Genomic DNA, 3,981 nt, shown 5'->3' on the forward strand with positions numbered 1-3,981 from the left:
TCAATTGGCTGATGCAGAATCCTTTCAGGAAAACATGTTGTTTGCCACACTGGATCCGCTGACGAGAAAAATGAATCTTCCTTCAGGCATGAAGGTTTTGCTGACGGATACGGTCGGGTTTATTCAAAAGCTTCCAACAAGCCTCGTCGCTGCCTTTCGTTCCACATTAGAAGAAGTGAAGGAAGCCGATTTTCTTTTGCATATCATCGACAGTTCCAATCCGAATTACCTTCAGCATGAAGAAACCGTCTATCAGTTGTTAAAAGAACTAAACGCTGACGGACTGCCGATTTTAGCTGTATACAATAAAAAGGATCAAGTCCATCCTTGCTTCATTCCTTCCCAAAAAGAGGAGTATATTGAAATTTCTGCGCTTCATAAAGAAGATGTCAAATGTTTAAAAGCGGCAATCGAAGAAAGGATGAAAAAAGAAATGAAACCTTATCATGTGCGCATCCCGTCAACAGATGGAAAAGAACTGTCATCTTTTCAAACGGAAACGATTGTTACGAAAATGGATTTTCATGCACAAACCGAACAATATGCTATCACAGGCTTGGTATTTCCGCACCATCCGATTTACCAGCAAGTGATGAAATACACTTTGCAGTAAATGATCATAGAAAAGGAAAGGGTCAGAAGCATGTTTCAATATTTACGGCATGGGGAAAAGCTAGCGAAAATCATTCAACCAATTGAAAAAAAAATAAAGCCGCTCCATGAGGAAATTGACAAAATAGTGGAGCAAAACCAATTTCGCGTTTTAAAAAGCTTTCAAAAGCATCGGGTCTCTGATGCCCATTTTATTCCGTCAACCGGCTACGGATATGATGACATTGGCAGGGATGCACTGGAAGACATTTATGCAGATGTGTTCGGCGGGGAAAAAGGACTTGTCCGCCCGCAAATCATTTCCGGCACTCATGCGATTTCCACTGCTCTTTTCGGCGTTTTAAGACCTGGAGACGAGCTGATCTATATTACGGGAAAACCTTATGATACACTGGAAGAAATTGTTGGCATCCGGGGCAATCGGACTGGTTCCTTAAAGGATTTTGGCATTGATTATCAAACGGTCGATTTAACAGAAGAAGGCCGGGTCGATTTTGGAAAAGTGAGAGAAACAATCACAGCAAAAACAAAGATGATCGGCATTCAGCGATCAAAGGGTTATGACGTCCGCCCGTCGTTTTCGATCGAAGAAATTAGGGAAATGGTATCTTTTATTAAATCAATAAACGAAAACATTATTGTGTTTGTCGATAATTGTTATGGTGAATTTGTTGAAGAGCAGGAACCTTGTCACGTAGGGGCGGATCTTGTTGCTGGCTCCCTCATCAAAAATCCCGGCGGTGGGCTTGCAAAAACGGGAGGGTATATTGTCGGCAAAAGCGAGTTGGTGGAGGCTTGCGCATACAGACTGACATCGCCCGGAATCGGCAGAGAAGCCGGTGCGTCATTATACAGTCTTCATGAAATGTATCAAGGTTTTTTCCTTGCTCCACATGTGGTTGGCCAAGCTTTGAAAGGAGCCATTTTTACTGCTGCGGTGCTGGAGGAAATCGGTTTGGCGGCAAATCCCCGCTGGGACGAGAAGAGAACAGATCTTGTCCAATCTGTTCAATTTAACGATGAAAAGATGATGATTGCTTTTTGTCAGGCAATCCAATATGCTTCACCGGTCAATTCACACGTAAAACCTGTTCCGACCGAAATGCCGGGCTACAGCGATCAAGTGATCATGGCCGCCGGCACTTTTATTCAAGGATCAAGCATTGAATTGTCGGCGGACGGACCGATTCGACCTCCGTATGTTGCTTACGTGCAAGGCGGCTTGACGTATGAACATGTTAAAATCGCGGTTTGCCTTGCGCTTCATGAATTAGCTGAACAGAAAATGATTACATTGTAAAGGAAAAAAATGATTGATCTTATTTCAAAAAAAATGATGTTAAATTTTCTAACATAATATTGACATTATATCTTACATTCAAATATAATGAGATTAAGCAGAAGGAAGGAGGGTCTAAATAAAATGAATGATCAAGACCGTCGTTCAATGCCTTTGTTTCCAATTAGCATTGTCAAACAGTTGACACAGCTTTCTGCAAGACAAATAAGGTATTATGAAGAACACGGTTTAGTCTCTCCTGCAAGAACAGAAGGAAATCGGCGCTTGTTTTCCTTTAATGATGTCGACCGATTGCTCGAAATTAAATCTTTGATTGAGCAAGGCGTCAATATGGCAGGAATAAAACAAATTTTTGCTTATAAGGAGAACGAAGAAAAACGCGTCGAGGAACGCCCGTTTCTTGAAATGGACAAATCAATCTCTGATGCTGAATTGCGGAAACTGCTAAAGGAAGAACTTCTTCATGCAGGGAGAATGAACAGGGCAACTTTACGGCAAGGGGATCTTTCAAGATTCTTCCATTAATATTCGTGATTAATAAATTTATATATATTTAATCATGAGAGGAGAAAAACAATGGCAAAGTACACAAAAGAAGACATTATCCGCTTAGTCAAAGAAGAAAACGTAAAATTCATCCGTCTTCAATTTACGGACATTTTGGGAACGATCAAAAACGTTGAAATCCCAGTTTCCCAATTAGAAAAAGCATTGAACAACAAAATGATGTTCGACGGCTCTTCGATCGAAGGTTTTGTCCGCATTGAGGAATCAGACATGTATCTCTATCCAGACTTGGATACTTTCGTCATTTTCCCTTGGACAGCTGAGAAAGGAAAAGTTGCCAGATTCATTTGCGACATTTACAATCCGGATGGAACTCCATTCGAAGGGGATCCGCGCAACAACTTAAAACGTGTATTGAAAGAAATGGAAGAATTAGGATTCAATGCATTTAACTTAGGGGCAGAGCCGGAATTTTTCTTATTCAAGCTTGATGAGAAAGGCGACCCAACATTGGAATTGAACGACAATGGCGGTTATTTTGACCTTGCACCTACTGACTTAGGGGAGAACTGCCGCCGCGACATCGTTTTGGAGCTTGAAGAAATGGGCTTTGAGATTGAAGCTTCCCACCACGAGGTAGCGCCCGGCCAACACGAAATTGATTTCAAATATGCAAATGCTGTCAAAGCATGCGACGATATCCAAACGTTCAAGCTTGTTGTCAAAACGATTGCCCGTAAACACGGCTTGCATGCAACATTCATGCCAAAACCATTATTTGGCGTAAACGGTTCAGGAATGCATTCCAACCTTTCTTTATTCCGCAACGGTGAAAATGCGTTCTATGATCCAAATGCAGAAGACGGTTTAAGCGAAACTGCTTTGCAATTTATTGCGGGCGTTATCAAACATGCGACAAGCTTTACAGCGGTGACAAACCCGACGGTCAATTCTTATAAACGTTTGGTGCCTGGCTATGAAGCTCCTTGTTATGTGGCATGGTCCGGCCGCAACAGAAGCCCGTTGATCCGGATTCCTGCATCCCGGGGCATGAGCACTCGGATCGAGGTGCGCAGCGTCGATCCATCAGCAAACCCATATCTTGCAATGGCTGTTCTGCTAGCTGCTGGACTTGACGGCATTAAAAACAAATTAACTCCGCCAAAACCAGTTGATCGCAACATTTACATCATGACAAAAGAAGAGCGCATCGAAAACGGCATTATCGACCTTCCAGCAACATTGTACGAAGCGCTTGAAAACTTAAAACGAGACGAAGTAATCATCAATGCGCTTGGCACTCACCTATTCGAACACTTCGTTGAAGCGAAAGAAATCGAATGGGACATGTTCCGCACACAAGTGCACCCATGGGAACGCGAACAATACATGAGCTTGTACTAATCCTTAAAACCCCTTGACGCTCAGGTGAAGTGACCCAGTAAAATGGGACAAGGAAAAAACACCTCCTGAATCGAATGTATAACTTACTTCGATTTGTGGAGGTGTTTGTCTTATGGGGACAAGAGTTCATTATCCAGAGGAGATCAAGTGGAAAGCTA

At 42.5% G+C, this 3,981-nt stretch carries 4 protein-coding genes; all 4 read left to right on the forward strand.

Annotated features, from left to right (window positions below; genetic code table 11):
- The coding region (locus AC0KTX_RS01315; RefSeq protein ID WP_474250416.1) for a GTPase at window positions 1-613 on the forward strand (613 nt) is incomplete at its 5' end.
- Between the two features lie 30 nt (window positions 614-643).
- Window positions 644-1,912 carry a methionine gamma-lyase family protein gene (locus AC0KTX_RS01320; RefSeq protein WP_474250417.1) on the forward strand — a complete coding sequence of 423 codons (1,269 nt, stop codon included), beginning with the start codon at window positions 644-646 and terminating at the stop codon, window positions 1,910-1,912.
- A 123-nt stretch (window positions 1,913-2,035) separates the two neighbouring features.
- Window positions 2,036-2,437, forward strand: coding sequence for a MerR family transcriptional regulator (locus tag AC0KTX_RS01325; protein ID WP_474250418.1), 402 nt, complete (start codon window positions 2,036-2,038; stop codon window positions 2,435-2,437).
- 51 nt (window positions 2,438-2,488) lie between these two features.
- Window positions 2,489-3,823, forward strand: coding sequence for a type I glutamate--ammonia ligase (gene glnA, locus AC0KTX_RS01330; protein WP_474250419.1), 1,335 nt, complete (start codon window positions 2,489-2,491; stop codon window positions 3,821-3,823).
- The last annotated feature ends 158 nt before the right edge of the window (window positions 3,824-3,981 follow it).

Source organism: Aeribacillus sp. JST-2 (assembly GCF_056032925.1).

Coding starts and splice junctions, on each gene's coding strand:
- AC0KTX_RS01320 (WP_474250417.1), top strand. CDS start 644: ATGTTTCAATATTTACGGCATGGGGAAAAGCTAGCGAAAATCATTCAA.
- AC0KTX_RS01325 (WP_474250418.1), top strand. CDS start 2,036: ATGAATGATCAAGACCGTCGTTCAATGCCTTTGTTTCCAATTAGCATT.
- glnA (WP_474250419.1), top strand. CDS start 2,489: ATGGCAAAGTACACAAAAGAAGACATTATCCGCTTAGTCAAAGAAGAA.